3 rRNA genes are annotated in these 5,437 nt (G+C 57.7%); all 3 read left to right on the forward strand.

The window, feature by feature from the left end:
- Nucleotides 1-176: 176 nt before the first annotated feature.
- Nucleotides 177-1,691 (forward strand): 16S ribosomal RNA (locus AB0B85_RS33490).
- A gap of 380 nt (nucleotides 1,692-2,071) precedes the next feature.
- Nucleotides 2,072-5,181 (forward strand): 23S ribosomal RNA (locus tag AB0B85_RS33495).
- Between the two features lie 85 nt (nucleotides 5,182-5,266).
- A 5S ribosomal RNA gene (gene rrf / locus AB0B85_RS33500) occupies nucleotides 5,267-5,383 on the forward strand.
- The 16S, 23S and 5S rRNA genes sit together here, the layout of an rRNA operon.
- The last annotated feature ends 54 nt before the right edge of the window (nucleotides 5,384-5,437 follow it).

The following is a 5,437-nucleotide window of genomic DNA, read 5'->3' on the forward strand; positions in this document are numbered from 1 at the left end:
GGGGTTCCACTGAGGTGGGGCTTCTGGTCGGTGTGTGGTTGTTCTTTGAGAACTCAACAGGGTGCTTGTAAAGCCAGTGCCAATTATGATTTATACCCCGGACTGGTCAGTTTTTCTGGCTGGTTGGGATTCCTTTGGCAACAATTTGTTTGTTGTCAGGATTGTTTTCCAATTTTTTGTTGGAGAGTTTGATCCTGGCTCAGGACGAACGCTGGCGGCGTGCTTAACACATGCAAGTCGAGCGGAAAGGCCCTTCGGGGTACTCGAGCGGCGAACGGGTGAGTAACACGTGAGCAACCTGCCCCAAGCTTTGGGATAACCCTCGGAAACGGGGGCTAATACCGAATAGGACTGCTGGCCGCATGGCTGGTGGTGGAAAGTTTTTCGGCTTGGGATGGGCTCGCGGCCTATCAGCTTGTTGGTGGGGTGATGGCCTACCAAGGCGACGACGGGTAGCCGGCCTGAGAGGGCGACCGGCCACACTGGGACTGAGACACGGCCCAGACTCCTACGGGAGGCAGCAGTGGGGAATATTGCACAATGGGCGGAAGCCTGATGCAGCGACGCCGCGTGAGGGATGACGGCCTTCGGGTTGTAAACCTCTTTCAGCAGGGACGAAGCGAGAGTGACGGTACCTGCAGAAGAAGCACCGGCCAACTACGTGCCAGCAGCCGCGGTAAGACGTAGGGTGCGAGCGTTGTCCGGATTTATTGGGCGTAAAGAGCTCGTAGGCGGCTTGTCGCGTCGACCGTGAAAACTTGGGGCTCAACCCCAAGCCTGCGGTCGATACGGGCAGGCTAGAGTTCGGTAGGGGAGACTGGAATTCCTGGTGTAGCGGTGAAATGCGCAGATATCAGGAGGAACACCGGTGGCGAAGGCGGGTCTCTGGGCCGATACTGACGCTGAGGAGCGAAAGCGTGGGGAGCGAACAGGATTAGATACCCTGGTAGTCCACGCTGTAAACGTTGGGCGCTAGGTGTGGGGGGCCTCTCCGGTTCCCTGTGCCGCAGCTAACGCATTAAGCGCCCCGCCTGGGGAGTACGGCCGCAAGGCTAAAACTCAAAGGAATTGACGGGGGCCCGCACAAGCGGCGGAGCATGCGGATTAATTCGATGCAACGCGAAGAACCTTACCTGGGTTTGACATGGCCGCAAAACCTCCAGAGATGGGGGGTCCTTCGGGGGCGGTCACAGGTGGTGCATGGCTGTCGTCAGCTCGTGTCGTGAGATGTTGGGTTAAGTCCCGCAACGAGCGCAACCCTCGTTCGATGTTGCCAGCGCGTTATGGCGGGGACTCATCGAAGACTGCCGGGGTCAACTCGGAGGAAGGTGGGGATGACGTCAAGTCATCATGCCCCTTATGTCCAGGGCTTCACGCATGCTACAATGGCCGGTACAATGGGCTGCGATACCGTGAGGTGGAGCGAATCCCAAAAAGCCGGTCTCAGTTCGGATCGGGGTCTGCAACTCGACCCCGTGAAGTCGGAGTCGCTAGTAATCGCAGATCAGCAACGCTGCGGTGAATACGTTCCCGGGCCTTGTACACACCGCCCGTCACGTCACGAAAGTCGGCAACACCCGAAGCCGGTGGCCCAACCCTTGTGGAGGGAGCCGTCGAAGGTGGGGCTGGCGATTGGGACGAAGTCGTAACAAGGTAGCCGTACCGGAAGGTGCGGCTGGATCACCTCCTTTCTAAGGAGCACCTTCCGACGAAAGTCGGTGAGGAGCCCGCACTGCCCGACTGTGGTGGTGGGGTGCTCGAATGGCGGAGACACTGGCAAGTTCAGCTTCGGCAACGGCCGGCGGCGCTTAGTACAGCCACCTTTCGAGGTGGTGGGAACGGATGCTTCTGGTGCGGCTGGAGAGGGATGTGAGCACCCTGTTGGGTCCTGAAGGAACAACCATTGGTTGTTGTTTCAGAGACTGGTCTGGCCCCTGCGGGGGTTGGAAGTCTGCCAGGCATGGCTTGGCCTCGCATACCGCTGGTCTGAGGACTGGGTTTGGTGTGGGGCGGATCGGGTTGTGGGTTGGTCGTTTGTTGAGAATTGCACAGTGGACGCGAGCATCTTTGTGGTCAAGTTGTCAAGGGCGAACGGTGAATGCCTTGGCACCAGGAGCCGATGAAGGACGTGGGAGGCCGCGATAGGCCTGGGGGAGCTGTCAACCAAGCTGTGATCCCAGGGTGTCCGAATGGGGAAACCTGGCACCAGTCATGTGGTGTCACCCACACCTGAACACATAGGGTGTGTGGAGGGAACGCGGGGAAGTGAAACATCTCAGTACCCGCAGGAAGAGAAAACAATTTAGTGATTCCGTGAGTAGTGGCGAGCGAAAGCGGATCGAGGCTAAACCGGCTGCGTGTGATACCTGTCAGGGGTTGCGTGGTCGGGGTTGTGGGACCCTGCTGAACAAGCTGACACTTGTTCGAGAAGTTACAAAGTTGGTGGCTAGTCGAACAGTCTGGAATGGCTGACCGTAGACGGTGAGAGTCCGGTAGGTGAAAGTTGCTGACCTTCTGTGGGTGTTCCCGAGTAGCGGCGGACCCCTGAAATCTGCCGTGAATCTGCCAGGACCACCTGGTAAGCCTAAATACTTCCTGGTGACCGATAGCGGACGAGTACCGTGAGGGAATGGTGAAAAGTACCCCGGGAGGGGAGTGAAATAGTACCTGAAACCGTTCGCCTACAATCCGTCGGAGCCTTGCGGGGTGACGGCGTGCCTTTTGAAGAATGAGCCTGCGAGTTAGTGGCATGTGGCGAGGTTAACCCGTGTGGGGGAGCCGTAGCGAAAGCGAGTCTGAATAGGGCGATTCAGTCGCGTGTCCTAGACCCGAAGCGGAGTGATCTAGCCATGGGCAGGCTGAAGCGCGGGTAAGACCGCGTGGAGGGCCGAACCCACCAACGTTGAAAAGTTGGGGGATGACCTGTGGTTAGGGGTGAAAGGCCAATCAAACTCCGTGATAGCTGGTTCTCCCCGAAATGCATTTAGGTGCAGCGTCGCGTGTTTCTTGCCGGAGGTAGAGCACTGGATGGTCTAGGGGGCCCACAAGCTTACCGAAATCAGCCAAACTCCGAATGCCGGTAAGTGAGAGCGCGGCAGTGAGACTGCGGGGGATAAGCTTCGTAGTCGAGAGGGAAACAGCCCAGATCACCAGCTAAGGCCCCTAAGCGTGTGCTAAGTGGAAAAGGATGTGGGGTCGCATAGACAACCAGGAGGTTGGCTTAGAAGCAGCCACCCTTTAAAGAGTGCGTAATAGCTCACTGGTCAAGTGGTTCCGCGCCGACAATGTAGCGGGGCTCAAGCACACCGCCGAAGCTGTGGCATTCACATTTTATCCTCGCTTGGACGTGATTCCTTGTGCAGGTGTGTGGATGGGTAGGGGAGCGTCGTGCCGCGAGTGAAGCAGCGGGGTGACCCAGTTGTGGACGCGGCACGAGTGAGAATGCAGGCATGAGTAGCGAAAGAAGGGTGAGAAACCCTTCCGCCGGATGACCAAGGGTTCCAGGGCCAGGCTAATCCGCCCTGGGTGAGTCGGGACCTAAGGCGAGGCCGAGAGGCGTAGTCGATGGACAACGGGTTGATATTCCCGTACCCGCGAAAGAGCGTCCCTGATGAACCTCGTTGTGCTAACCACCCGAGCTGCCTGATGTCTTCGGACGGATGGTGGGGAGGTTGGGAACCTGATGGGTAGTAGTCAAGCGATGGGGTGACGCAGGAAGGTAGCTGAGCCCGGCCGGTGGTTGTGCCGGGGTAAGCGTGTAGGCCGTGGTGTAGGCAAATCCGCACCGCATGAAGGCTGAGACGTGATGCCGAGCCGATTCAGGTGAAGTCAGTGATCCTATGCTGCCGAGAAAAGCCTCTAGCGAGTTCTTAGCGGCCCGTACCCCAAACCGACACAGGTGGTCAGGTAGAGAATACCGAGGCGATCGGGCGAACTGTGGTTAAGGAACTCGGCAAATTGCCCCCGTAACTTAGGGAGAAGGGGGGCCGGAGACGTGAAGCCCCGCGCGGGTGGAGCGTTGTATGGCCGCAGAGAGCAGGGGGAAGCGACTGTTTACTAAAAACACAGGTCCATGCGAAGAAGTAATTCGATGTATATGGACTGACGCCTGCCCGGTGCTGGAACGTTAAGGGGACCTGTTAGCTCTTCGGGGCGAAGCGGAGAACTTAAGCGCCAGTAAACGGCGGTGGTAACTATAACCATCCTAAGGTAGCGAAATTCCTTGTCGGGTAAGTTCCGACCTGCACGAATGGCGTAACGACTTCCCCACTGTCTCAACCACAGGCCCGGCGAAATTGCAGTACGAGTAAAGATGCTCGTTACGCGCGGCAGGACGGAAAGACCCCGGGACCTTTACTATAGCTTGACATTGGTACTCGAATTAGCTTGTGTAGGATAGGTGGGAGCCGGTGAAGTCCATACGCCAGTATGGGTGGAGGCAATCTTGAAATACCACTCTGGTTGATTTGGGTATCTAACTTCGGACCGTTATCCGGTTCAGGGACAGTGTCTGGTGGGTAGTTTAACTGGGGCGGTTGCCTCCTAAAAGGTAACGGAGGCGCCCAAAGGTTCCCTCAGCCTGGTTGGCAATCAGGTGTTGAGTGCAAGTACACAAGGGAGCTTGACTGTGAGACTGACAGGTCGAGCAGGGACGAAAGTCGGGACTAGTGATCCGGCACTTGCGAGTGGAAGCGGTGTCGCTCAACGGATAAAAGGTACCCCGGGGATAACAGGCTGATCTTCCCCAAGAGTCCATATCGACGGGATGGTTTGGCACCTCGATGTCGGCTCGTCGCATCCTGGGGCTGTAGCAGGTCCCAAGGGTTGGGCTGTTCGCCCATTAAAGCGGTACGCGAGCTGGGTTTAGAACGTCGTGAGACAGTTCGGTCCCTATCCGCCGTGCGCGTAGGATACTTGAGAAGGGCTGTCCCTAGTACGAGAGGACCGGGACGGACGAACCTCTGGTGTGCCAGTTGTCCTGCCAAGGGCACGGCTGGTTAGCTACGTTCGGAAGGGATAACCGCTGAAAGCATCTAAGCGGGAAGCCTGCTTCAAGATGAGGTATCCCACCCACCTTGGTGGGGTAAGGCCCCCAGCTAGACGACTGGGTTGATAGGCCGGAAATGTAAGCCCGGTAACGGGTTCAGTTGACCGGTACTAATAGGCCGAGGACTTGACTACTAAGCTGCTACGCGTCCACTGTGCAACTCTGAACAAGCGAACACCCGTGAGTGTGTGCCGGTGTTGTTTGATATGTTCATAGAGTTACGGCGGTCATGGCGGAGGGGAAACGCCCGGTTACATTCCGAACCCGGAAGCTAAGCCCTCCAGCGCCGATGGTACTGCACTCGTGAGGGTGTGGGAGAGTAGGACGCCGCCGGACAATCTTCCAGATAGGGCCACCCCATGCGGGGTGGCCCTATCTGCATTCCCCCCC

It is taken from the genome of Micromonospora sp. NPDC049044 (assembly GCF_040649215.1).
In the GTDB taxonomy this organism is placed as follows: Bacteria; Actinomycetota; Actinomycetes; order Mycobacteriales; family Micromonosporaceae; genus Micromonospora.